Genomic DNA, 24,679 nt, shown 5'->3' with positions numbered 1-24,679 from the left:
TGAATCTGGTCTGTCAGGACTCCGGGTCGAACATGATCTCGCGAACCTCCTGAGCACAGCGACAAGCGGCGGCGAGTCTGGCGGCCCAGGCAAGCGCCTCCTTATGTGAAGAAACTTCAATGATTGAGAACCCGCCAAGAACAGCCTTTGTCTCCGGTGCGGGTCCGACCGTGATGGTTCCGTCCGGCGCAGCAATGGTCGCCTGCTGACGCTGCACGCCGCCGCCGAAAATCCAGACCCCCGCGGCTTTGGCTTCCCGAACGACCTTGCGTGAGGCTTCACCTACAGATGCCAGAACCCCATCGGGAATGTGGTTCATGGAGCCGTCATCAAAGGAAATCAGGTATCGAGGCATTGTGTAGTTCCTTCTTTGCCGAACGACCAAGCTCAGCGACCGCCGCCGGAATCGCCCGGTCGGCTGCATCGGTCGCGAGCAAATTATCTGAATCGTCCGCCTGCCCAGCGGGGCGGCGGTGCGCTGCAGCGCTCCGGGCTGACTTAAACCTTCTCGACGATTCGCCGTCCCAATATTTGTCTCGGGAACGGTTTCATTCAGTGAGGTCGCTGGGCCGGAGGTGCCCAGTTCAAGTGCCAATAAAGCTGCCAGAGCTTCTCCAGTTTGACCATCTCGACGTGGCCATCGGCCATACCGATGACAATCGCGCCGGGCAATGGCTGGCTCGTGTCGAAATCTCTGGGAGCTTTGGCAGGATTGCCGGCACCGTGCCGCGCAATGGTGCAGCGCGCCATGCCCGGCTTCGGATATACGCCATTGTAGAGATCCCTGGAAGGCGGATCGGTTTCCAAAGGCCAGAGGTCCACCCACATGGCATCCAGAAATACTGGCGTTTGGGACGGCTTCTGAATCAGGGATTGCCTTCCCATCATGAGTTCGGGATGGGCTGAGCCGCCCCAGATTGGCTTGTCATAAAGCCAACCGTTGAGCCCGTAGCTGCCGTAATAGACATTGGTGTTCTGGCCCTGCTGACCCCCCCAAACCCAGGTCCGGTCCGCCGCGCCCCAGAACGCGGGCCGGACCGGGGGATCGCGCGTCAACGGACAACGCAGAAGCCGCTCCTGGTTCCCGTAATAGCCCATCGCCATCCACAGGCCGTCGGCGTCCTTCGGATCATTGTAGGCCGCGTGAGAGCCGCTGTCGGTGGCGTATATCCAACTGGCCAGGGTTAACTGTCGCACATTGTTCCTGCATTGGACTTCCTTGGCGCGCTGCCGCGCAGAGGACAATACCGGCAGGAGCAACGCTGCCAGAATGGCGATGATCGCGAGGACGACCAGAAGTTCGATCAAAGTGAAGGCACAGGCGTGGCTGCGGCTCCTCTCCGGCGTCTGCTTGAACAAAGCCGCTGCGCGGCGGGGTGGCTGGCGCTGCGGGAATGTCGATGGGGTCGAGGAAGGGTCATGGGTTCGAGATGTCATCGGGCGCCCGGGAGTTAACCGTGGCGGGGCTCCCCGGGGCAGTCCGTCGCGGGATGTCTGTGCCACCTCAACCACGGTTCCCATGCATAAGAAAAGTCCTCTCCCCATGCAATCTTGAAGCACTTCGCCGACGATCTGGCGCAGCAGCCGCTCCAGGGGAGAGGGATGGGGGAGGGAATGGAAGGGTGGGGCGGAGAGGTGGGGCAAATGGACGTGGATTGCGTGCATGTGCACGGCGGTTCCGCTCATTTGGAGGCGTGGGTGGGGTGTGGAGGAGGGATGCGGGAGGGATGCGGGAGGGATGCGGGAGGGAATGGAAGGGTGGGGCGGAGGGATGGGGCAAATGGACGGGGATCGCGTGCATGTGCACGGCAGTTCCGCTCATTTGGAGGCGTGGGTGGGGTGTGGAGGAGGGATTCGGGAGGGAATGGGAGGGTGGGGCGGAGGGGTGGGGCAAATGGACGGGGATCGCGTGCATGTGCACGGCAGTTCCGCTCATTTGGAGGCGTGGGTTGGGTGTGGCGGAGGGATGCGGGAGGGAATGGAAGGGTGGGGTGGAGGGATGGGACAAATGGACGGGGATCGCGTGCATGTGCGCGGCAGTTCCGCCCATTTGGAGGCGTGGGTGGGGTGTGGAGGAGGGATGCGGGAGGGAATGGAAGGGTGGCGCGGAGGGGTGGGGCAAATGGACGGGGATCGCGTGCATGTGCACGGCGGTTCCGCTCATTTGGAGGCGTGGGTGCGGTGTGGAGGAGGGATTCGGGAGGGAATAAACTGGTGGGGCGGAGGGGTCCATGCCTTCACGCCAGCGCCAGGTGCGGGTGGCCATCCTCCGTTGCCGTACACCGGCGCACCTGGGGATGCACCCTGGTGCATCATCCTCACGTTCATTACCTGGTGCCCGGGGGCGGGCTGAGTCCTTCACGTTGCCGTGGTACTGGCTGTGCCACACGAGTGCGTGGGGTCTGATTCCAGTCGTGTTTTCCTCCATGCCGGACCAGCACGCAACCCAAGCTCTGAACAAAATACCCGATCCAATGCGCCCCATCCTGCCAATAGACGTATCGCTGCACTCTTATGTCTTGTTGATGTCAAACCATGCCTGGGTCGCACGCACGGGGGTTGCCTTGAATCAGCCGGCCGACCGTATGGCTGGGCCAGCGGTCGCATATGTGGAACAGGCCGAGCGCTGAGCCCTGCCACGCCGGATCTACCCGGGCAGGCTGGAAACCGGCGTGCAGCCGGCGTTGGCAGCAGCTCATGGGTTCTCGTGTATGCGAGCGACGCCGAACGACAAGGTGAGGTGTTGTTGGCGGGAAGAGCTCTGAAATCTTGTATCAACGACCGACCTTCCAAATAGACCGCCAGACCCGGCGCCGGGCACCCGTTCCGTCGACCGTCCGGCAATTCGGGCTCTCACGGTGGCGTCGCTTTCGCGCCATCGTAGTCGAGGGAAGCGATCAAACGGGGCTCGAGAACACTCCAGGAGCCGTCCTCCGCGACAAGTACGACTCGACGAGGAGCAACGGCGAGGAAGTCGGAATGCGGTACTGGCAAGGTCCGGCCATCAGCCATCCGAATCGTAAACGGCTGAAACGGTCGCTTGTTCAGCGCTTCGCGTAAGCCCTCGATATCCATATGACTTGCGACTTTGCCCGGACGATCTCCGGACACAAGCGGGAACAGGACGCCGCCGACGGTGAAGAGTGGGCCCTGGACCCGGACGCCCCTGTGTTGTCTGCGTCTGCCGGAACCGGCGGAATACCCTCCACGGCGCCCTCTGATCCCTGCAATCGGGACTCTCCATGGAGAGAAATCACGGTGACCAGGCTCCGAACCCGGCCCTGGTGTCCACGGTGGGAGGGGGCTGACCGACACTTTCCGCAAGGCGTCCGCGGAAACCGGAGGCGTTTTTCCACGCAGCGGCTTATCCCGCGTCGGCGGGACTGGAGTGGAAGGAACGCGGGGGCGGTCAACGGACTCCACGTAGTATGGAAAGACCTTGAGGTTGACACGCCGGTAACCACCAGTCCGGATGCGGGGCAGATCGGGGTGCATGGCGATCCAGCGGATATGCCGGTCCACCTCGTCGCGATAACGCTGTCCCAAGCCGGCATTTTGCCGATGGGATCGAGAATGCGTTCTGGCTTCGAGATTTCCTTGGGCGCCCGGGATTTCACCGTGGCGGGATTCCCGGGGTCCTGCACGGGGCGTCTGTGCAACCTCAACGACGGTTGCCATGCATAAAAGTTGAAGCTGACGCTACCCGGGCAACCACCCCCGCGCATCGCGGCGAAGGGCGTGCCCCCGCAAACCGGTTTGTAGTGCAGACCTTTGGGCCCGATCCGTTGATTTTACGAGACTTACGCTCCGGACACCCCTCGAATCCGCCAAGTCGGGCTAGCGTACGAGACGTCGGAGAGCTGGCACTGATCCTGAGCGCCGGCATCTGCCGCGACTGTCACGGCGGGAGGAGACGACTTCTCCCATCATCTCCAAACGGTCTCAAGGCAGGTCGACTAGAACGGAGTGCCCAATCTGTTCATCGTTAACTCGCCGTCACCCCTCCAACGCATCTCTCTTAGCTTCTCCCCCTCCATATAGCCAAGCTCCTCAATCCTTCCGGCCTCATTAAGACCCACATAGCATTTTGTGCCAAGGTTCTCCCAGAAATACGCAGCGCCATCCGGGCGAAAGCGAATCCGAATATTACTTCCTGAAGGCGAACCGAAGGTCCGCAGCGACCTAATTCCAGAACCATCTTTCTCACTGTAGCGCTCGTAAGAGATTCGCAGGTCATTTTCCTGCAGATGGCCGATTCTCTTCCCACTGAACGTTTGTTCCGATACGTTCGTGGCGTTGAGAATCTTCTCCACAAGGTTCGTGACGACTGTGTTCGCAGTCCTCACTGTGACTTCCACAGCCTGCGTTTCAGCAAGGGGCAGCTTTAGACTCTCTACCGCAAACTTGCTGCGTAGCATTGTCTCCCGGATATTCACAGGAATCTCCACCTTCTGTTCCTGGCCGCTCGTCACCGCCTCCTGCCCTGCAACGAGAGCGCCCACGAGGAGAACTGGAACTGCCACGACTAAGACGCGACCCAGAAGGCTCATTTGGTTATGCGTATTGGTGTTTTTCATAGTCAATTATCTTAAGATTTCACCGGGAGTTAAGCCAGTCAGAGAGCCCCCACGGCGTTGAGTACGACGGAACGCTGAAGCCTAACGCTTCATTTGCCGTCTTGACCGCCTCATGCGTGCAATTCCACGTTGGCAGATAGTACCAAATGGCCGGGTTTGCGTTCTCTCCTTCCTTTATGTAGGCTACAGCGTCGATGACTTCAGAGAAGGTTGCATCTCTGTAAATCGCCCCAGTTGCAGCGTGATCTTGATCTCCAAGAAGCCAAAGGCCAGGACAGCCGAGTATTTGACCGGTACTTGGCGAGAAGCCCCCATCATCCACCTATTGCCGATCAGTGAGGGTCATGAGATTGCGGGGGCGGAAATCTACTTCGGGGACGAAGCCGCTGTCCGCTCCGACCATCACTCGGGAACTACATGGGGCGTCCGAGGTCAGACGCCGGAAGTGCGAGCCACGGGAGCAAGGTTCAGCTTGAAGGTCATTTCCGCGATCAGCGCGAGCGGTTGCCTTCGTTTCATGGTGGTTCGCGGGCGTGTTGCGGCGCAACAGGCTGGCGAGTTCATCCAGCGACTGATGCATGGCGCGCGCCGCAGGGTCTTTCTCATTCTGGACGGCCATCCCATGCGCAAGGCCAAGGCTGTGCAAAGCTGCGTCGAGGAACATGGAGCAATGAAGATCTTCTTCCTTCGACCCTACAGCCCGGAACTCAATCCCGACGAAATTGTCTGGCAGGACCTGAAGGCGGATGGAATCGGAAAGTGCCCCGTGGCCACCGCCGATGAACTTCACCGTCGTGTAGTCGATCATCTTGAGACCCTCAGGGGTCTGCCGCGCAAAACCCGTTCGTACTTTCTGGCGCCACACACCCAATACGCGGCCTGAAAGGGTCCAGCTACATTTGTACGCTTCAATACGAGGATCCGGCGTGGTTGCAGCGGTTGTGGGCGGTTCAGCGCGTGCCGCTTTCGGGGGAGCGGCTCCTGGGGTTCGTGCGGAAGCATCGGAGGGAGGGTTCGGTGGGATGGGAGCGGGCAGGGTGGTTTTGGGTGGGGTGCGACCCCTGGCGGGGTCGTGATCGGGGTGGGTCATCTGCCCGGGGGTCGAACCCGCGGAGCCGGGTTCGACCCCCGGCTAATCTCTGGAAACCCTCCGGGTTTCTCGCGAGCAATGGCCAATCTTCAGCGCCCTTCGGGCTGAGTACGAGGACGGGGAGGGGGAGCGGGGAGGGTGGTTTTGGATGCGGGGGACACGCTGAAGCGTGGACACCCAACGATTGGGGGATGTTCGGCGTTGGGTCCGGGTTGGGGCGTTCTGGCTTGTTGTACTCGTACTCGTACTCGTGATCGACGGTGGTGGGTTTCGTTGAATTTGCTGCGTTTTGGGTGGGATCCCGGATTTCGAGGACGAGGACGAGTACCGCCCTTCGGGCTGAGTACGAGTATGGGGATGGGGGTAAGGGACACTTCGTGCCGGTCGATTCGACGACGGGTGAGGTCAGTGTCGGGGAGGGTCCCATGGCATTGGGGATTCACAAGTGGGAAGATGCGGAGGTCTGGGACGAGGGTGAATCCCTGAGTCGTGGGGAGAGGTGCGAATTTCGCGGTGCGTCGCGGCGAAGGGGTGAGATCGGAGGGCCGAGTTCCACGAGGCCGCAACGGAGTGGGGCGTTGGATTGAGGACTCGCGGAGCTCGTCCCTCCGGAAGGTGGGGCGAAGGGTTTCAGGGGGTGTCGGCGAGGTGGAGGAATCCGGCTTCATCGAGGATGGTGAGGCCGAGTTTTTGAGCTTTTTCGAGTTTGCTGCCGGGGTCGGAGCCGGCGAGGAGGAAGTCGGTTTTGCGGCTGACGCTGGAGGTGACTTTGCCGCCAAGGGCTTCGATGCGGGCGGTGGCCTGCTCGCGGGTCATGGTGGGGAGGGTGCCGGTAAGGACGAAGGTTTTGCCGGACCATTTGCCGGGTTCGGCGGCGGGGCGATGGAGGGAGGAGGCGAAGTTGAGGCCGGCGGATCGGAGGCGTTCGAGGAGGCGACGGTTGCGGTCGTCGCGGAACCAGCGGTGGAGGGTGCTGGCGATGACGTCGCCGACACCGGTGCTTTGAACGCCGGCGGGGTCCTGGGTGGCGGCGCGGGCGAGGGCATCGAGGTTGGGGTAGGAGCGGGCGAGGGCTTTGGCGACGCTGGCGCCGACGTGGAGGATGGCGAGTCCGAAGAGGAGGCGCCAGAGGTCGCGGGTGCGGCTGGCCTGGATGCCGGCGAGGAGGTTGGCGGCCGATTTCGCGCCCATGCGTTCGAGGGTGAGCAGGGGTTCGAGGGTGAGGGAATAGAGGTCGGCGGGGTCGCGGGCGAGACCGGCGCGGACGAGTTGAGCGACGAGCACTTCACCGCCGCCTTCGATGTCCATGGCGCCGCGGGAGCACCAGTGGAGGAGGCGTCCGCGGATCTGGGCGGGGCAATCGGGGTTGGGACAGCGCCAGGCGACCTGTTCGGCGGCCTGGGTGTCGAGGAGGCGCACGGCGGGGGTGGCGCATTCGGGGCAGGAGCGGGGGAAGGGGAAGGGGGTTTCGGAGCCGTCGCGGGCGTCGGTGACGACACGGACGACGGCGGGGATGATTTCGCCGGCTTTTTCGATGACGACGCGGTCGCCGACGCGGATGTCCTTGCGGCGCATGTCCTCTTCGTTGTGGAGGGTGGCGCGGGTGACGCGGGAGCCGGAGAGGACGACGGGATCGAGTTCGGCGACGGGGGTGAGGGCGCCGGTGCGGCCGACCTGGATGGAGATGGCGCGGAGGCGGGTGGTGGCCTGTTCGGGGGCGTACTTGAAGGCGATGGCCCAGCGTGGAGCCTTGCTGGTGGCTCCGGCGCGGGCGCGGAGGGCGAGGGGGTTCAGTTTGATGACGGCGCCGTCGGTTTCGTAGTCGAAGGAGCGGCGGGCGGTGTCGAGTTCGGCGAGGGCTTGGAGGACGGCGTCGGGGTGGGAGGCATGCCAGGTGGGTCTGGGGGTGCGGAATCCCAAGTCACCGAGCCAGGCGAGGAGGTCGCGGTGGGTGGCGGGGGCGAGGGTGTCGGGATCGATGGCGCCGACGGAATAGAAGAGGGCTTGGAGGGGGCGTTGGGCGACGAGGCGGGGATCGAGCTGTTTGAGGGTGCCGGCGGTGGCATTGCGGGGGTTGGCGAAGCGTTCTTCGCCGGCCTCGTCGCGTTCGCGGTTCATCCGGTCGAATCCCGAGCGGGACATGAACACTTCGCCACGGACCTCGATGCGCCGGGGAAGTCCGCCCGGGATGTCCCGAAGGCGGAGCGGGACGGAACGAAGGGTGCGGAGGTTGGCGGTGATGTCGTCACCGGTGACGCCGTCGCCGCGGGTGGCGCCGGTGCGGAGGCGTCCGTCGAGGTAGAGGAGGCTGACGGCGACTCCATCGACCTTGGGTTCGATGACGAAGTCGAGGGGTTCGCCGGGGAGGAGGCGGGCGAGGCGGGCGATGAAGTCGCGGAGTTCGGCCTCGGAGTAGGTATTGTCGAGGCTCATCATGGGCACCTCGTGGGTGACCGGGGGGAAGCCATCGACGGGGTGGCCGGCGACGCGCTGGGTGGGCGAGTCGGGGGTGACCAGGGAGGGATGCGCGGCTTCGAGCTGGACGAGCTGGCGGTAGAGGGCGTCGTAGGCGGCGTCGGTCATGACCGGGCGTGCTTCGACGTAGTAGAGGTGATCGTGCCGCTGGATTTCGGCGGCGAGCTGGCGATGGCTGGCCTGGGCCTCCTCGAAGGTCATGGGCGGCGGATGGTGCCCGAATCCGCGGGGTCTGTCATCCGGTGGGGGGATCCGACATGCGGCGGCCGTGCATCCCGGAGTTGTGGGGAGAGGTGCGGACTTTGCAGAGCGGCGCTTTGGAGGGCCGAGTTCCACGAGGCCGCAACGGAGTGGAGCGTTGGGTTGAGGACTCGCGGAGCTCGTCCCTCCGATTGGCTGGCTCCTCACCCACCATTGCGGGATGCAGCAATGCGGCGGTTGAAGGCGAGGCAATCGGCATAGCGCACGCCGGTGCCGCCGAAGAGGTCGAGGGCGGAGCCGATGGTCAGGTCGATGCGTCCGCGACCGAGGCGGGAGACGTCTTCGAGATCGGCGAGGGAGGCGGCGCCGCCGGCATAGGTGAGGGGGATGGGGGTGGCCTGGGCGAGACGTTCGACCAGTTCGCGGTCGATGCCGCGGCAGAGTCCCTCGACATCGACGGCGTGGACGAGGAATTCGGCGCAGGAACCGGCCAGGGATTCGAGGGTGAAGGCGGAGAGTTCGACGTCGGTGAAGCGTTGCCAGCGGTCGGTGACCACCCAGTAGCGTCCGTCGCGGCGCCGGCAGCTCAGGTCGAGGACGAGCCGGTCGCGGCCCACGAGGCGACGGAGTGCGTCGAGTCGTTCCGTGTCGATGCGGCCTTCGCGGAAGACCCAGGAGGTGACGATCACGTGGGAGGCGCCGGCATCGAGCCAGCGGGGGGCGTTGGCTGGGTTGACGCCGCCGCCCAACTGGAGGCCGCCGGGCCAGGCCGCGAGGGCGGATTCAGCGGCTGTTTCGTTGCCGGGGCCGAGCTGGATGATGTGGCCGCCAGTGAGGCCGTCGCGGCGGTAGAGGTCGGCGTACCAGGAGGCGGGCCGTTCCGATTCGAAGCGGGTGCGGGTGCCTTCGCCGGAGTCGGTGAGGGTGCCGCCCACGATCTGGACCACCCGCCCGCCGCGCAGATCGATGCAGGGACGAAACATGCCGGGGGCAGTCCATCACAGGGGAGGGTGGATTCCGATTCGGAATCTGATTCCGATGGGGATGCCGATGGTCGCCTTGTTGGATCCATCGAATGATTGCGTCTCCGACAGGATGGAGGTGCGGGTGTTTGGGAGGGGGGGGGAAGGGGGGTAAGATTAAGATTGAGATTAAGATTAAGATTAAGATTAAGATTAAGATTAAGACGAAGACGAAGACGAAGACGAAGACGAAGACGAAGACCGCGGTGGGAATTTGGCGCGGGAATGGGGCTAGGGCCAGACGGAGCGGTAGTAGCGGATGGGGAAGAGGGGGGCGGCGGTGTCGAGGTAGTCGAAGAGGCCGTTGGCGGGGGCGGTGAGGGAGGCGAGAGGGGTCCAGAGGATGAGGTTTTCGCTGGCTTCGATCCGGTAGGTGTAGCCGGGAACGCCGGCGAAGTGGATGCGGCGGGTGCCGTCGGGAAGGGTTTCGATGCGGACAATGTTCTGGGCGGAGGCGGGGGGAGGATTGATGACGACGTTGACCCAGGCGGAGGCGGTGCCGCCGAAGCCGTCGTCGATGGTGTAGAGAAACCGGTCCGGGCGGTTGTCGTCGGGTTCGGGGACGTAATAGATCCAGGGCCAGTCGAGGACGACGAGGGCGCCGTTCTCGGAGGGGGACTCGACGGAGATGACGGTGGGGAAGTCGCCGTCGGGATCGGAGTCGTTGAGGGTGAGTTTGATGGCGGAGATTTTGAAGAGTTCGCCGAGGTTGCGACCGGCGGAGTCAGGGATGGCGAGGGGCGGCCGGTTGAGGGAGGCGGTGTCCGCGCCGGAAATGGGGATGAGGGTGCGGTCGAAGGCGCCCTGGCCATGGAAGGCCACGGAAGGGTCCGGGGCGGGGGGAGGGACGATGCGGTAGGTGAGGGTGCGCCGTTCGGGATCGGAGAAGGGGCCCCACTTGACGCGGCGGGTCACGGGATCGAAGTGGCCGCCTTCGGTGGCGGAATGGAAGGTCCAGCCTTCGGGGACGGTGTCTTCGGTGGCGTGGGCGTCGGTGCGGGGTCCGGGCTGGGTGTCGAGGCGGATCTCGAAGGGGACGTCGGGGGAGTAGCGGGCGGGGGCGAGGCGGGTGATGCGGCCGGCGGGGGCGACGGTGGTGGAGTCGCCTTCGATGGGCAGGATGGCGGGTCCGACCACGGCGATGCCTTGGAAGGTGGCGGGTCCGAGGGCGTCGGGGGGCGGGGTGGCGCGGTAGGTGAGGACGCGGGGTTCGGTGTCGGGGGCGAAGATGGGGCCCCACTTGACGCTGCCGTGGCGGGCATCGAAGGCGCCGCCGTCGTCGATGCCGCCGGGGGCAACGGTCCAGCCGGGCGGGAGGCGGTCTTCGACGGCGAGGGCCTGGGTGTCGTCGCGGGCGACGACGGCGAGTGTGACGGTGATGGGAACGAGGGCCTCGTGGAGGGGCGGGAGGGACCGGGTGACGGTGCTGGTTTCGTGGAGGCGGAAGCGGCGCGGGTGGGCGAGGTAGGGGATGGATTCGCGGTCGAAGAGGGCGAGGCCGCCCAGATCGGCGATGCCGTCGGCGTCGGGCGACGGAGTGAGGGAGCAGGCGAGGGAGCGGGGGAGGGCTGGGGATTCGGTGAACGGGCCCCACTTGATGCGGCGGGTCAGGGGATCGAACACGCCGTCATGGGAGGGGGTGCCGACTTCCCAGCCGGGCGGGATGCGTTGTTCGACGGTCCAGGCGCGGGTGGCGGGGGAGGGGAGGACGTCGAGGACGAGAGGCCAGGGTTGTCCTGGGAGGTAGGTGGCGGGGCTGGCGGGTTCGATTCGGTTGGGGTGAGGCGGGAGTGGGGATGAACCGGCGGCCGGGACCTCGACGGCATTGAAGAGGGCGCGACCGGCGAACGGGGCGGGACCGTAGGCGTCGTGGGGCGGGGTGGCGGTGTAGGTGAAGGTGCGGGGCGGGAAGGGGGATTCGGTGAGGGGTCCCCACTTGATGCGGCCGGTGACGGGATCCCATTCGCCATCGTGGGAGATGGCGGAGATCGCCCAGCCGGAAGGGGGTTGTTCCTCGACGGCGTAGGCGTGGACATCGGGGGCTGGGAGGGCTTCGAGCGTGACCGTGACGGGTTGATCGGGGAGGTAGTGCGGCGGGAGAACGCGTGTGAGGGCACCGGAGAACCGGGAGAGGCCGGAGTCGCCGGAGGTGACGACCTGGAGGGTGTCGAAGTGGGCGCGACCGGTGAAGGGGTGGAATCCCGCGGCGCCGGCGGGGGGGGTGAGGGTGGCGGTGAGGGTGCGGGAGAGGGCGGGGGAATCGGTGAACGGGCCCCACTTCAACTGGCGGTGGATGGGATCGAAGGCGCCGCCATGACTGATGTGGGAGACGTTCCAGTCCGGGGGAAGGGTTTCCTCGACGGCCACGGCGGCGTTGGCGGGGTCGGGGACGACGTGGAGGGTGAGGGGGACCGGGGTGGACGGAGAGAAATGCCGGGGCAGGGAGCGGACCACCCTGGGGACGGGGTCCGGGCCGGCCGTGGCCGTGGCGGCGAGCGCTGGGCCGAGCAGCAGGAGTCCTCCGAGGACGAGTCGAGCCGTGCGGCGGGCGCGCGAGCGGGACGGCATCGTCGGGGACGCGGGGTCGTTGGGGTGGGGGGGGCTCATGGAGCCGCGGTTCGGAGCCGGAAGAACCGGGCGCCATCGGTGGTGGGGGCGAGGACCTCGGCGCGACCGGAGGCATCGGTGCGGACGGAGTGGGAGGGGGCCCAGGAGACGAGGTCGGCGCTGGTTTCGACGGTGTGCTCGGACTGGGAGGGTCCGCGGAGTTCGAGCCGGACTCCCTCGAGGGTACGGCGGGCAACGAGGGTGGGGGGCGGGGTGGCACCGGGCGGGAGGAGTTGAAGATCGCCGGTGAGGGTGCGGCTCGAGCCATCGAACGAGGCCAGGCCCTGGAACGAGGCGGCGGTGGCGGACAGCGGGGTGAGCTGGTAGGTGAGGGTACGGGATTCGGCGCCGTAGAAGGGTCCCCACTTGATGCGGCTGTGGCGGGCGTCGAGGCGGCCGTCGGCATTGACGAAGCGGACCAGCCAGCCGGGCGGCGGGGTTTCCTCGATGGCGAAGGCGCGGGTGCCCGGGGGCGGGACGACCTGAAGGGTCACGGTGAAGGCGCGGTGTAGATCGAAGGACCCGGGCAGGGAGCGAGTGGCCTGGGCGAGGGTCGGGCCATGGAGGGTGCGGCGCGGGGTCCGGCCATCGGCGTCCGGTGTGCGGGCGTCGACGGCGTCGGCGAAGAGCTGGGTGCGAACGAGGTCGGACTCGGACGGCGTGGCGTCGGGGTCCGAGGAAGTTTCGGAGGCGGTTGGGGTGAGGTCGGGCGCGTGCAGGGCGCCGGGGGGCGGGGGTGCGCTGACCCACCAGAGGGGCGGGGTGGTGGGGGGGAGATTGTTGAAGACGTACTGCTCGCCGGAGACCCAGAGGGCGCTGGCACGGGTGACGTAATCGACGGGGATGACAATGGGTTCGATGGCCCAAGGTTCGCCGAGCTTCCAGGCGAGGGCGTATTCGGTGACTTCGCGGATGTCGATTGCCCAGTCGGCGGGGTTGAGATCGGCGGGGTGGCGTCCGTCGGGGACAAGGGGATCGGTACCGTCGAGGAATTCGCGAAGGTTTGGGCGACCATCGCCGTCCGGGTCGGCATGGGGATCGCCGCCGGTGATCGAGCCGAAGTGGAGGAGTTCGAACGAATCGCTCATGCCATCGCCGTCGGTATCCACATCGCCGAAGTTGAGGTTCACGAACTCGCCGCGGGCAGCGATGGCGTGGGACTGGCGGTCGCGGACGGAGGTGCCGGAGCGGACGGCGACCCAGACGGTATCGCCGACGACGGAAGCGGCAGGGTTGACGAGGGGTCTGGCGGATTCCATGGGGGCGCGGAGGACGTAGCGGTCGCCGATGGCGGTTTCCGTGCCCATGCGGTAGGAGGCGACGGCGGGTCCGGCTTCGGAGAGGCGGAGTTCGACGACGACGTTGGAGTCTGCGGCGGTGACGAAGGCGCCTTCGAGGGCGATGGAACCGTAGAAGACGGTGTCGGGTTCCGGGAGGCCGGCGTGGAGGCAGGGGACGGAGGGCGGAAGGCAGAGGGCCGCGAAGAGAAGGCAGAGGGCGGAGGGCAGGGGGCGGAGGGGAGGGTGTGAGTTCGATGGCGACAACGATGGCGACAACGATTTCGATCCCGATTTCGATTTCGATGCCGAGGGGTTGGGGGAGGTGGGGAGGGGGTTCATGGCTGGGGCGGTTGGGGTGCCGGGGGTGGGGGAGGGGGGACGGGTCATTGGCCGGCGAAGCTATAGACCATCATGAGGAGGTTGATGTCGCTGATGGACTGGATGAAGCGGTCGAGGCCCTGTTGGGGATCGGCGAGGAGGGTGCCGCCGGGGATGATGAGCATCCACTCGGTGTTCCAGACGGAGCGGGCGACGAGGCGGGTGCTGGAGGTCATTTCGACGTCGGCGAGGGAGCCGTTGTCGTGGAAGGCGCGGAGGGAGGCGAAACGGCGGGGTTGTCCGAAGTTTTCGCTGAGGGTGTCCTGGGAGGCGACCCAGCGGCTGCTGGTGAAGTCGTTGGCGCCGATGGCGAAGGGGACGGGGACGGCCTGATCGAGGACGCGCCACTGGCGGGTGGCGAGGTCGTTGCCGGTGGGGGCGCGGAGGATGTCGAGGCCGACGGGGACGAGATAGACACGCGGGGTGCGGGAGAGACCGGTGTCATCGTAGCCGGGGAAGCCGATGCCGACGGCATTGATCTTGGTGGAGAAGAAGGAGGGATCGAAGGCGGAGTCGCCGCCGCTGAGGGGGCGTCCGAAGTAATTCTGACCGAACTGGATGGTGGTGGGGAAGCGGAGGACGAGGGCGGGCTGGGGGCCGGCGGACTCGGGGGCGAAGGGGCGGCAGTAGCGACGGAACTCGGGGATGGACCAGACGTCGGGGACGACCTGGGAGCGGAGGAGGGCGCGCCAGGTGGCGTCGCTGGGGTCGTCGAGGCGGCCGGGGTTTTCGTCGCGGAGGCGGAAGAGTTCGCGACGGAGGGAGAAGCGGCCGGCTTCGAGCTGGGGATTATTGAGGCCGAACTGGGGTTCGATGATTTCCCAGTTCTGGATCATGCGCCCCTGGATATCGGCGAGGCCGCTGTGGCCGGGGATGGGTTCGCCATCGATGAGGACGCCGAGCTGGCGCTGGCGGACGATCTGGTCGAAGAAGCGCGAGGCGGCGCGGCGGTCGGTGCCGAGGAAGTTGGATTCGTAGTCGTAGGCGGTGGCGGAGAGATAGACGTAGCGGGCGGCGAGGTCGAAGGTGGCGCGGTATTTCTGGATGGCCTCATTGCGGAAGATGCGGAAGGCCATGTCGCGGTAGCGGTACTCGGTGGTCTGGGCGGCGGCCTGTTTGCGGAAGAGGATGAGGGAATCGAGGACGCGCTGGCCTTCGGCGAGGGTGGCGAGGTAACGGCCGTAAGCCTGGCGGACGGCCTCCTGATGGTGGAAGACCTCGAGGCGGAGGTTGATTTCGTTGAGGACGGCGGTTTCGAGTTCCTTGACCTGCTGGAGGACCTCGTATTTCTGCTCGGCCTGGAGGAGCTGGATGTCGGCGTTGAGGTTGACGTGATCCTTGCTGAGTTCGAGGGCGCCTTCGACGAGTTCGGCGATATCGCCGGCAGCATCGAGGTTGATCGCGGTCAGGAGGGAGGCGCCGCGCATGATGAGGCGGATGGGGCCGGTGACATCGGAGGCGAGGCCGACCACCTTGGGGACCGCATCGGCGCCAGCTTCGGCGACTGCCTGGATGGTGCGGGAGATGCCGCGGGTGGTGAGCTGGACGGCCTTGGCAATGCCGATGCCGGAGTTGATGCCGACGATGGTGTCCCGGCGGGTGTTGTGGATGGAAAGCTTGGAGGTATCGAGTCCGAAGCGGGCATTGAGGAGGACGACCTTGTCATTGATGTCGATGACGAGGCCGTCGTAGTTCTGCCCGGCGAACTTGAGTTTGGCGGTGGCCTGAAGGACATCGGAGATGGATTGCTGGAGGCGGCCGGGGGCACGGCGTTGACCCCAGTCGGACGGTGTGGCGAAGGCCCAGGGGCCGTTGGCCTGCGGGTAGTCGATTTCGAGTTCCGCGGGATCGGTGGCATCCGGGTCGTATTCCTTGAAGAACGACTTCTCCTCGGTTGGGAAATGGGAATTGCCGAGGAGTCCGACGTCCACGGCCTTGAAGAAGCCGGTGAAATTGGTGGAGGGCGGGACGGTTTCGCCGGTGATCTCGGCGACGGGGACGTACATGTAGTGATAGAGGTCGGGGCCGTCGTAGCCGGAGGGATAGGTTCTGCCGGGGCCGATGTCGCCGGAGTAGGGATAGCCGAAGATGTCGATTAGGCGGTTGCGGTAGTTGATTTCCTCGGCACGGGCATTGGCGGTGAAGGCGTCCACGGAATCCTGGTTGGCGCGGAGGTTGCGACGCTGGGCATTGGCCTCGTTCCAGATGCGCTGGGCGTTCTTGAGGGCCTTGATGGCGCGTTCGTTCAACTGCTCGAAGTGGGCGAGTCCCTGGACGGCCCGGCTGCCGATGGAGAGGAAGGTTGGATCGATGTCGAAGGCCATGGCGCCCTTGGAGAGGCCGAGGGGGTTGAGGCCGACATCGGCGTTGTCGAGGGTGGCCTGGATTTCGGCGTACTGGGCGATGACCTCGTCGAGGTCGGTGACGGTGGTGCGGTCGATGCGGCGGATGCCGGTGTTTTCGGGATTGGGATCGGTGGCGGGGAGGACGGTATTGCCGACGAGCCAGTCGAAGTAGGCGCCCTGGCCGGCGCGGGAGGCCCAATCGGCGACGCCCCAGGCGCGATCGGGATCGGTGTCGCGATAGCCCTGCCACTGGCCGTCGGGGTCATCGACATAACTGGCGCGGTAGGTCAGATCGAGGACTTCGCGGCCGGTTTTGGCGCGGGCGGCGGCGGCCTGGGCGAACTTGCGTTCGTCGAGGTAATCGACCTCGACGGGGACCCCGGCGACGAGGACGCGTTCGGAGCGGGGGATCCAGGTGAAGCTGGGGTGACGGAGGAGATCGTAGTAGGACTTGATGGCGGTGAGGTAATGGCCCCAGGCATCGCCATGGCCCTGGGGGAAGAGGATGCGGGCATCGCGTTCGTCGATGAAGCCGTCCCGGTTCTGGTCGTTGACGCTGTAGGACTGCTGGTAGGCGACCTCGCCCTCGCCGAGGGTGAAGTTCCAGAAGAGGCGGTTATAGACGGGGCGGGCGGCGACGCCGGCGCTGGTATCGTCTCGGCCGCGGAGGAGGGCGAGTTCCTCGGCGAGGAGGGAATCGAGCTGATTTTGGAAGGTGAAGATGGAGGTGGCGAGGGCCTGGTAGGGTTCGGAGGCGGAGGTGAAGCCGATGGTGGGGTCCTGGGCATCGGCGTAGGCCTCGTTGCCGAGGAGCATGTAGAGGTCGGCGATGCGGGAGGCGGCGAGGAGGAGGGCGTTGTTGGCGGGGTTGAAGTCCACCGGGGGGGTGCCTTCGATGCTGAGGGATTTGCCGCGGCGCAGGACGGTGGTGTAGGCCTCGATGAGGCCGAGGGAATTGAGGTTGTCGCCGTCGGGGTTGAAGGCGATGTCGCCCTCGAAGCGTTCGCCGGCCTGGAGGACCATGCTGGCGTAGGTGGCCGAGGCGTTGGCGTGGAAGTCGGCGGTACGGGCATCGAAGGGGTTGAGGCCGCGGATGACGCGTTTGACCCAGCCTTCGGCGAGCTGGGCGCGCGGGGTGCCGCCGCCGGAGGGGTCGCCGATCCAGCCGGACCAGGGGGTGGCGCCGCGGACATTGAAGCCGCGGTGACGGCAGATGAACCAGTTGTCGCTGAGGGCGAGGAGGCCGGACTGGGCGGGGGTGCCGATGGTGACATCGTTGACACCCTGGCCGGAGGGGGGATCGAAGGAGGTGAAGAGGATCCAGCCACGGGCATCGGTGATTTCCCCGGCGGCATTGACCTGGGGGAGTTCGGTGGGGTTGAAGCCGGCGTCGTCGGGTTTGTAGAACCACTGGAAGCGGATCGGATCGGGATCGCCGCCGAATTCGCTGCTGTGGCGGAGGGTGAGGCGCTGGTCGAAGACGTTGCCGGGGTAGAGGACCTTGAGGTCGCCCTGGAAAGGGCCGTCATCGACGCGGATGATGTGGAGCTGGATGGGGAGGCCGGCGAGGTCCGGGGAATTGTTTTCCGCGAGGACGAGGTAGCGGGGGGGGATGCCGGTGGGGGCGGTGGACGCGACGAAGGAGACGCCGCCGACGAGGGAGGCGTCCACCTGGCTGGGGCTGCTGTCGGAGGCGTCGTCGGCGCGGTAGTAGCGGATCAGGCCGTCTTCATGGCCGGTGAGGGCCTTGGAACGGTCGCGGGCGATGGCGAAGGGGGTGCGGGCGTGGTTCCAGAGGCGGATTTCGTCGAGGGCACCATGGAATGCCTCGGAGCCGGGCGAGGTGGCGGCGCGGCCGAGGAAGAGGGTGCCGGAGGCGCGAAGGACGCCGGTGCTGATGCCGCCGGCAAGGAAGGAGCCATCGCGGAAGATGGCCTGTTCGCGGGTGGCGGCATTGAAGGTGACGGCCCAGTGGTGCCATTCGGTATCGGCGACGGGATCGGGAGTGAACTGGGCGTAGGCGGTGTCGTTGGTGCCGAAGCGGAAGACGAAGCGTCCGGCGTGGTCGAAGCCGACGATCAACTGGCCGTCGGGTTCGGAAGTGCCGAGGCCGGCGATGAAATTGGGGGTGTCGATGGAATCGGCGCGGGCCCAGAACTCGAGGGTGAAGGAGGCGGTGTCGAGGTTGACTGGGCCGGCGTCGAGGTGACCGCCGGTGCCATCGAAGCTGAAGGCGTTGAGGGGGCGGTACGCGGGGGAGGGGATGTCTCCAAGGGCGGCGGTGAGGGCCTTGGGGAGACTGCCGAGTGTTTCGGCGACGACATTGGTCCGGGCGTCCGTGATGAGACCGAGGCGGAGGCCGGGTTGCCGGTTGGTGGAGGAGAGGGTGTCGGTGGAGCGGTCGGGATTGCCGTCGGCGGGGACGAGGTCCACGCGGTTGGGGTTGCGGGTGATTTCGAAGAGTTCATCCACGATTTTCGCCCAGGCGGTGTCATCGGGGGCGAGTTCCTTGATGACATCGCGTTCGCGGGAGAAGAGGACGTTGGGGAGGAGGAGGGGATCGCCGGCACCGGAGGCATCGAGGATGCCGGTGAAGGTGAGGGCGCGGCTGATGGGGTCGTAGATGAGGCGGTTTTCGAGGCTGGGCGGAAGGTCGTCGAAGAACTCCTTGCCGCCGCGGGAGGTGCGGCGGATTTCGTCGGGGATGGACTCGGAGGGGGCGAGGGGATAGGCGCGGGCGCTGAGGGGATCGTAGAGGCGGGCGAGGGTCTGGATCGGGGCGGGGTTGGTGCTGAGGGGATTCCAGGCGGGGGTCAGGTCGTCATAGACGAACTGGACGCTGGCCATGGAGCGGACGGCGGGCAGGCCGTTTTTGGGGCTGGTGAGGGTTTCGCCGATCTGGAGGACAGGGGCATCGGGCCAGGCGATGCGGTAGGTGACGGCGATGGGGACATCCTCCTCTCCGGCTTCGTCGTTGGGGGCGGAGAGGGAGCCGGCGGGACGTCGATCGAGCCAGGAGACGCAGGAGCCGGGCGGGGCATCGGGGGTGCCATCGAGGTTGAGGTCGTAGAAGAAGCCGATCTGGAGTGGGTAGGCCCAGCGGAGGACGACGTCGGTGGATTCGCCGAAGGGACCGGCGGCGCGGGCGTAGAGGCGGCCCTGCCAATCCTCCCAGTAGGGGCCGGAGACCCCGTGGGATTCCTCACAGAGCGGGAGGATGCTGAGGGGGTAGGGCGGGGCGATTTCGCGTCCGGCGAATCCGGAGAAGCGGAAGAAGTGGGGGGCTTCCTCGCCGACGACCTTGTAGGGTTGGATGCCCCACTGACCGGTATTGCGGTCGCGGTATTTGAGGAGGGCGTAGGGGAGGGAGGCGGGGGTGTCGAGGGCGTCGTTGAGGTCGAAGCGGAGGGCGAAGAGGGCCTGACCGCCGCCGCCATTGGCGGGGAGGACGAGGGCGTGTTCCTCGTTGGGGTTGTAGCCCGGGAGGTTGCGGTTGGGCTGGTGATAGGCGCGGGGCTGGGTCCAGTGGGCGGGCAGGGAGCCGGAGCCGAGACCGCTGGCGATCACGATCTTCGGGACGGAATCGTCGTCGGGCCAGGCGATGCGATAGCGGGCGGGGACGCTGGCCCAGGCGACGCCGATGCGGCTGAGGCGGTACCAGACGACGACGAGGTCATCGTCGGGGCTGTCGGTATCGAGGTTGACGGGGATGATGGGGCCGCGACGGAGGGGTCGGTCATGGGCGCGGTCCTCGCCGGCGCCGTCGTAGTAGGCGAGGGCATTGAGGATCCAGCCTTGTTTGTCGAAGTAATCCTGGTGGCCGGGGTCGGAGGGGGTGGGGGGATCGGCGAGGGACTGGCCGACGACGGCGTCGCGTTGGCGGAGGTGGGCGGCGTCGTTCCAGAGGACGGTACGGACGACCTCGAAGTAGGGGCGTTGCTGGTCTGGGTTGGGGGTGCCGCCGTCGGTTTTGAGGTAATAGGCGACGGAGTAGCCGGGGCGGGCGTTGTTGAAGGTTTTGGAGGTGGGATCGACGGTGGAGCCGCCGCTGGTGGTGTCGTAGCGGATCTGTTGGAAGGTGTAATCGAAGGGGACGCCGCGGGGTTCGATTTCGACGGGTGCGGTGGCGACATGGATGGCGGGGTCCTTGGGCCAGACGGAGATGCCCTCGACGTCGATGCGTTCGGTGTTGACCTGGAGAGTCTCGCCGGAGCCGGAAGTCAGTTCGAGGGAGGTGAACCAGCGGAGGCGGGCGGCGACGGGGCGGATGGCGTAGAGGCGTTTCTCGAATTCGCTCCAGTAGAAGGAGTTTTCGGCGGTGTCGCCGGCGTTGCCGCGGATCAGTTCGATTTCGGGGAGTTTGGCGACGGCGCCCTCGGGACGGGGGATCTGGCGGCCGATGACCCAGGCGGGGACGGCCATGAAGGCGCGGTCATTGGCATCACGGCGGGCGATGCCGACGATGACGCCACGGCTGTTGATGGCGCGGGCTTCGACGAGTTCCCAGCGGCCCCCGGCGAGGGTGAAGGAGCCCGGGGTGAGGTCGGGGAGGATTTCGGTGTCGTGGATGAGGTCATTGAGGTCGCGCATGACCCCGGCGGTGTTGAGGAAGGCACGGCGGACGGTGCCGCGATCGGCCTCGCCGACCACCTGGCCGAAGGCATTGATATCCCAGCCGACGGAATAGGAACCGTTGGGGAGGACGCCGAGGTTGCGGAGGACACCGGATTCGAGGACGAAGGCGCGGCGCGGGCTGCTGGAGCTGGTGCCCGGGGCGGAGAAGCCGGTGATGAGACCGTCATCGTTGATGGCATGGGCGCGGGCGTGGTCATGACCGGGGAGGGGACCGACGGTGGCGAGGGCGCCGCCGTTCCAGAAGAAGCCGCGGCTGCGACCGGAGGCATCCTGACTGTAACCGACGGTATGGCCGAGGGCATTGATGCCGAGGGCTTCGGAGAGGGAGGTGAAGCCGGCGAGGGTGCCGAGGTTGACCATGGACCCGGAGTTGGGGAGGTAGAAAGCGCGGCGGTTGCCGGCGGTGGAGAAGGAGCCCACGACATCGCCGGAGTCATTCAGGTCATAGCCGATGCTGTCCGAGCCTGAGATCCGGCCGGCGAGGCTGGTGAAGGCGTTGTTCTGCCAGACGAAGGCGTCGCGGGGGGCGGCGGTGGAATTGCGGAGGAAGCCGGTGATGGCGTTGGAGGCATTGATGCCGAAGGCGATCCCCTGTTGGGTGGGGCTGAGGTCTTCGGCGAGGCGGGTGCCGGTGAGGCCGCGATAGAGGAGGGCATGGGCGTCGTCGGCGCCGCTGCGGGCGAGACCGACGGCCCAGCCGGAGTCACTGATGTCGAGGCCGGAACTGCGATTGAGGGTGCCGAGGGCGCCGAGATCGACGAGGGCGTAGGCGGGCCGGGGATCGACGCGAAGGCGGAAGTCGATGGTGACGAAGCCGGCGGGGGCGGCGGTATCGGTGACGGTGACGGTGATGGTGACGGTGCCGACTTCGTCGGGGGCGGGGGTGACGGTGAGGGTGCGATTGGGGCCGGACCCGCCGAAGACGAGGCCGGAGGGCGGGACGAGGCGTGTATCGCTGGAGAGGGCGGACACGAAGAGGCTGCCGGCGGGGGTTTCCTCGTCATCGATGATGAAGGGGATGGGGCCGGTGTCGGTGCCCTCCTCGATGACGCGGTTGGCGATGGGGGAGATGGTCGGGTTGTCATTGACGTCCTCGACGATGATGGGGACGCGGTAGAGGAGGGACTGTCCGCCCGAGCCGTCGGTGAGGCGGAAGGTGAAACTGTCGGGGCCGTTATAGGCATCGAAGGGGGTATAGATCAGGGGGTTGCGGGAGGCATCGGCCCAGTTGGCGGTGAAGCCGGCGGTGACGGAGGAGACGCCGGACTGGAGGGTACCGTGAGCGGGGAGGGAGACGACGGTGAAGGTGAGGGAGCCGCCGGGCTGGCCGAGCTTGTTTTCGATGTCGAAGCCCTGGAGGTAGATCGGGGTGGGGGTTTCCTCGACGACGGAGAATTCGACGAAGGTGTCGGCATCGGGGGCCAGGCGTGGAGTGGCACCGCCCTGATAGGCGCCATTCTGGTCGCCGCCGGCGGTATCGAGGGCAGGGGCGCCGGAGGCGTCGCGGAAGCGGTAGTAGGCGACCAGGTTGGGCTCGGTGCCGGCGGGCGGGTTGAGGCGGAGATGGGTGAGTTCGGCCTGGGACAGGGCGCGGTTCCAGATCGTGACATCGTTCAACTGGCCGGCGAGGTGACCGGGGGCGCCGGTGACGGTGCTGTAGCGTCCGAGGCGGAGGGGATCGGTGCTGGTGGGGGCGGTGGGGAAGCCGAACCAGGGATGGGAGCCGGTCTGGGCGCCATCGACGTAGAGGCGGCCGCCGGCGGCATCGATGACGAGGGCGACATGGTGCCAGCGGCCGTCATTGACGAGGCCGCCGTCGAAGCCGGTTCCGCCGTCCCAGATCCGGTTGAAGGAGGATGCGAAGTACCATGCCTTGAGGCGTCCGCCGACGAGGCGGAAGGTCCAGCCGTTGAGGCTGCCGTCGGCGTACTTGGAGGCGATGCCGCCGTCGATGTCGGTGGTCTGGATCCAGGCGGTGACGGTGAGGGGGAAGGCGTTGAGGGAGGAGTGGTGAGGGACGAGGACATGATCGTCGAGTCCGTCGAGGAGGACACCGCGGTCACCGGGTTCACGGCGGACATGGGCGGCGCCGTTGGAGAGGGTGGCATGGGAGAGACCGCCGGCGGCGGCGTAGTCGAAGGCGGTGGCGCCCTGGCCTTCATCGAAGGGGAGGTAGAGGAGGAGACCGGATTCCGTGCCGCGGAGGGGTTGACGGCGGAGGGCCTGGATTTCGCCTTGGAGGAGAGCGCGATTCCAGACGCGGACCTCATCGAGCTGGCCCTGGAAATTGGCATCGGCGCCGCTCTGGCGGTTGGCGAGGGAGAGGGTGGGGGAGGCCATGTTGAAGCCGGTGGCGGAGGGGGTCTGGCCGACCTTGAGGCCATCGAAATAGACCTCGTAGGTGGAGCCATCCCAGACGGCGGCGACATGGGTCCAGGTGCCGATGGGAAGGGGGACATCGGCGACCTGGGCATCGCGGCCCCAGGCTCCGAGTTGGAGGGTGCCGTCGGTGCGGAAGAGCCAGTGGTGGCCGTTGCCGCCGGTGCCGAGGTGGAGGATCCACTCGCGGACGGAGGGGAGGCGGGTGGGGAAGACCCAGGCTTCGATTGTGTGGGGGGTGTTGCCAGTGGCGAGTCCGATGGCGGAGGCGGAGGCGAAGTCGTCGTGGCCATCGAAGGCAACGGCGTAGGGGGAACCGGCGACGGGGAGATCGTTCACCGCATTGACGGTGAGGGTGAACGTCCTGGTGTCGGTGCCGCCGGCGCCGTCGTTGGCGGTGACCGTGATGGTCGAGGTGCCGAACTGCTGGGGGAGGGGGGTGAAGGTGAGGGTGCGGGAATTGCCGGTACCGGTCACGGTGACGGAGGGGACGAGGGCGGTATTGGAGGACGAGGCGGTGACGGTGACCGACGCGGCGGGGGTATCGACATCGACGAAGGTGACTGCGGTACTGGCGGTGGTGTCCTCGTTCATGGCGAAGTTGGCCACGGTGAGGACGGGGGGATCGTTCACGGCGATGACGGTGAGGAGAACGATGGCGGTGACGGTTTTGCCGCCTTCGGAGGCGGAGACGGTGAGGGTGGTGCTGCCGGACTGGTCGGCGGCGGGGTTGACGGTCAGGCGGAAGGTGTTGGCGGGGGAGCCGGTGGTGAGGCGGGTGACGGAGAGGTTGGCCGGGGCATTGGGGACCAGGCTGGGGTTGCTCGAGGTGGCGGTCACGACGGTACCGGCGATGTTCTCGCGGTCCGAGACGGTGAAATCGCGGAGGTAGGTGGTGTCTTCGAGGGTGGAAGCCGAGATGTTGAGGTTGGAAATGACGGGCCCTTCGTCCGTGACGTTGAGGGTGACGGAGCGGGTGACGATACCGCCTTCGCCGTCATTGGCGGTCACGGTGAGGGTGGTGGAGCCGGTGGCATTGAGGGAGGGCGTGGCGACGAGGCGGAAGGTATTGGCGGGCGAGCCGGTGGTCATCCGGATCACGGTCAGGTTGGCGGGGTTGTTGGGGACCAGGCCGGTGTTGCTGGAAGCGGCGGTGACGGTGGTGGCGGCGATGCTTTCGATGTCGGACACCGAGAAGTCCACGAGGTACTGGGAGCCCACCGAGGAGTTCTTGGGGATGGTGGCGGAGGAGGGGAAGGGGCCGAACACGGGGGCATCGTTCACGGGATGCACCGTGACGGTGACGGTTGCGTTGTTGTGGATGCCGGCGCCGTCGTTGGCGTTGATGTTGAAGGTGGTGGAGCCGTTGGCGTTGGGGGCGGGGGTGTAGTTGACGCGCCACTCGGTGCGGGAACTGGGGAACTCGTAGAACTCGCGGATGAAAGTGACCGAGATGTTGCCGTTGGGGATGAGGGCCTGGTTGGCGGAGGTGACGCCGACATGGCGGTAGATGCCCCAGGCGGCGACCTTGAAGTTGAAGGTGCCGGAGGTGTCCTCGTTCACGGAGACGCTGCCCGGCTGGTCGTAGATCTGGGCGGCGGCGGGGAGGGCCGAAGCGAGGAGGAGGGCGCAACCCGCGAGGAGGCGGCGGGGAAGGAATCGGAGCGACATGGGGACGGAGTGGGTTCGG

10 protein-coding genes are annotated in these 24,679 nt (G+C 66.4%); 2 read left to right on the top strand and 8 right to left on the bottom strand.

The window, feature by feature from the left end:
- Window positions 1-13 precede the first annotated feature (13 nt).
- Together KF833_00415 and KF833_00410 are read right to left on the bottom strand one after the other, a co-directional pair.
- A complete protein-coding gene (locus KF833_00415) occupies window positions 14-355 on the bottom strand; it encodes a hypothetical protein (GenBank protein ID MBX3743748.1) in 342 nt (113 codons plus the stop codon).
- A 197-nt stretch (window positions 356-552) separates the two neighbouring features.
- Window positions 553-1,437 (bottom strand): prepilin-type N-terminal cleavage/methylation domain-containing protein, encoded by an 885-nt coding sequence (locus tag KF833_00410; protein ID MBX3743747.1) that lies wholly within the window; start codon window positions 1,435-1,437, stop codon window positions 553-555.
- 870 nt (window positions 1,438-2,307) lie between these two features.
- Between KF833_00410 and KF833_00405 the strand changes: the two genes are divergently transcribed.
- Window positions 2,308-2,406, top strand: coding sequence for a hypothetical protein (locus tag KF833_00405; GenBank protein ID MBX3743746.1), 99 nt, complete (start codon window positions 2,308-2,310; stop codon window positions 2,404-2,406).
- A gap of 1,550 nt (window positions 2,407-3,956) precedes the next feature.
- Here the strand turns inward: KF833_00405 and KF833_00400 are convergent.
- Window positions 3,957-4,550 (bottom strand): hypothetical protein, encoded by a 594-nt coding sequence (locus KF833_00400; GenBank protein ID MBX3743745.1) that lies wholly within the window; start codon window positions 4,548-4,550, stop codon window positions 3,957-3,959.
- 274 nt (window positions 4,551-4,824) lie between these two features.
- Between KF833_00400 and KF833_00395 the strand changes: the two genes are divergently transcribed.
- A complete protein-coding gene (locus KF833_00395; GenBank protein ID MBX3743744.1) occupies window positions 4,825-5,460 on the top strand; it encodes an IS630 family transposase in 636 nt (211 codons plus the stop codon).
- A gap of 837 nt (window positions 5,461-6,297) precedes the next feature.
- Here the strand turns inward: KF833_00395 and ligA are convergent.
- The 5 genes from ligA to KF833_00370 all read right to left on the bottom strand — a co-directional run bounded on the left by ligA (window position 6,298) and on the right by KF833_00370 (window position 24,660).
- Entirely contained in the window at window positions 6,298-8,343 is a 2,046-nt protein-coding gene (gene ligA, locus KF833_00390) for an NAD-dependent DNA ligase LigA (GenBank protein MBX3743743.1), read from the bottom strand.
- 203 nt (window positions 8,344-8,546) lie between these two features.
- Window positions 8,547-9,326, bottom strand: a complete 780-nt coding sequence (gene hisA, locus KF833_00385; protein ID MBX3743742.1) for a phosphoribosylformimino-5-aminoimidazole carboxamide ribotide isomerase — start codon at window positions 9,324-9,326, stop codon at window positions 8,547-8,549.
- Window positions 9,327-9,596: 270 nt separating this feature from the next.
- Window positions 9,597-11,933: a cadherin-like domain-containing protein gene (locus tag KF833_00380; GenBank protein ID MBX3743741.1), complete on the bottom strand. Its 2,337-nt coding sequence runs from the start codon at window positions 11,931-11,933 to the stop codon at window positions 9,597-9,599.
- Between the two features lie 35 nt (window positions 11,934-11,968).
- On the bottom strand, window positions 11,969-13,591 hold the full coding sequence (locus tag KF833_00375; protein MBX3743740.1) for a hypothetical protein: 1,623 nt from the start codon (window positions 13,589-13,591) through the stop codon (window positions 11,969-11,971).
- 44 nt (window positions 13,592-13,635) lie between these two features.
- The gene (locus tag KF833_00370) at window positions 13,636-24,660 is read right to left on the bottom strand and encodes a tandem-95 repeat protein (GenBank protein MBX3743739.1); all 11,025 of its coding nucleotides are present in this window, start codon (window positions 24,658-24,660) and stop codon (window positions 13,636-13,638) included.
- Window positions 24,661-24,679 lie beyond the last annotated feature (19 nt).

Source organism: Verrucomicrobiia bacterium (assembly GCA_019634625.1).
In the GTDB taxonomy this organism is placed as follows: Bacteria; Verrucomicrobiota; Verrucomicrobiia; order Limisphaerales; family CAIMTB01; genus CAIMTB01.
The sequence above is the reverse complement of the archived record's forward strand: the minus strand, read 5'-3'. Positions and strand labels throughout refer to the sequence as shown.